The organism is Undibacterium sp. GrIS 1.8 (assembly GCF_040544445.1).
In the GTDB taxonomy this organism is placed as follows: Bacteria; Pseudomonadota; Gammaproteobacteria; order Burkholderiales; family Burkholderiaceae_D; genus Undibacterium.
On sequence record NZ_JBEONQ010000132.1, the window covers coordinates 1 to 1,250 of the forward strand.

Below are 1,250 nucleotides of genomic sequence, written 5' to 3' on the forward strand. Positions count from 1 at the left end.
TTGATCTGGAGATCGTGACGCCATGACGGGTGCTGATCTGTTCTATCCGATAGAGTGGCAGATGATCCAGATATTTTTGAATCACTACCCACGCATGTAAGCTGGGTGTCGCTAAACCACCGTCAATGATCGCCGCCGGTATTGCTGCAGCGGTGATGGTTTCGCAATGACGGCAGGCATATTGTGGCCGGATATGCCGTTGTACAAAGAACCGTGCTGGTTCAACATCAAGCTGCTCGGTGATATCCTCGCCGATCTTCACTAAGGTATGACCACAAGCACCACATGCGCAAGAATCAGGTTCGTGACGCTGTTCTACACGTGGCAATTCGGCAGGGAGTGGCTTACGTCCGGTTGGCTTTGCTTTGACGCGCGGTGTGGAAGAGAGTTGTTCCAGTTCCGCCTGCATGGCGTTGAGATCGGTTTCTTGCGTCTCATTAAAGAGGTCACGTTGTTGCGCCGTGAAGGCTTCTGATGTGCTGCAGAATTTAATCCGTTTGTGGTACGCCAGTTCTAAAGTAAGTGCCTTGATCTTGGTGTCTTTGAGATGGATTTCCTGGCGTTGCCGGGCAACGAGATCAGCTTGTTCTTGAAGACGCTGTGCTTCTTGTGCCCAGACTACTACCTGTGCGGCCAGTGCTTCGGGCGTGGCCGTGTGGGGATTAAATTGAGTGAGGGCTTTGGCGAGGTCCATGTAGTAAGTTTACATAGACTGGGTGATGTTTACAATCAAAAAAGTGATGTGTCGTCATTTTTTGATGCTATCCGTGCCGATCAGACGTGCCAGTGTGCAGGTGCCGGTGCAGATAATCTTTGCCAGTCAACGCCTTTGATGAGCCAATCCCATTGGTCTTGTGTCATCACCCAGCAGCGATCATCTGCACGAGGCCAGACAAACGCACCACGGTGTAAGCGGCGCTGACAACACCATACGCCAGTACCATCCCAGATGAGCAACTTCAAGCGTGTTTTAGAACGATTGCTAAACGCATAGGCGGTGCCATCGCAAGGCGTCGTACCCAAACTGGTTTGTATCCATTGCGACAAGCTCTCCATGCCACGACGCATGTCCACAGATTCTATGACGCAAAAAATCTGACCGGGTGCCATCATACTAATTGATTGAGTAATTGACCAAGCCAGGTGGTCTGCATATTAGCAGGTAGCGAGAGTTGCCACCCAGAGTCATGGCGTAACACGATGGGCGGCAAATTTGAAGCGGCTGGTGGGCTAGGTTGAACAACAATCGG

The 1,250-nt window shown here is 51.3% G+C and carries 2 protein-coding genes; both read right to left on the reverse strand.

What is annotated here, in order from left to right:
* The coding region (locus tag AAKU64_RS22505; protein WP_354363103.1) for an IS66 family transposase zinc-finger binding domain-containing protein at positions 1-694 on the reverse strand (694 nt) is incomplete at its 3' end.
* Positions 695-774: 80 nt separating this feature from the next.
* Positions 775-1,113 (reverse strand): IS66 family insertion sequence element accessory protein TnpB, encoded by a 339-nt coding sequence (tnpB, locus tag AAKU64_RS22510; RefSeq protein ID WP_322118917.1) that lies wholly within the window; start codon positions 1,111-1,113, stop codon positions 775-777.
* Positions 1,114-1,250: the final 137 nt, after the last annotated feature.

Excerpts from the sequence above, each read along its gene's own strand:
- tnpB (WP_322118917.1), bottom strand. The coding sequence starts at position 1,113 with ATGATGGCACCCGGTCAGATTTTTTGCGTCATAGAATCTGTGGACATG.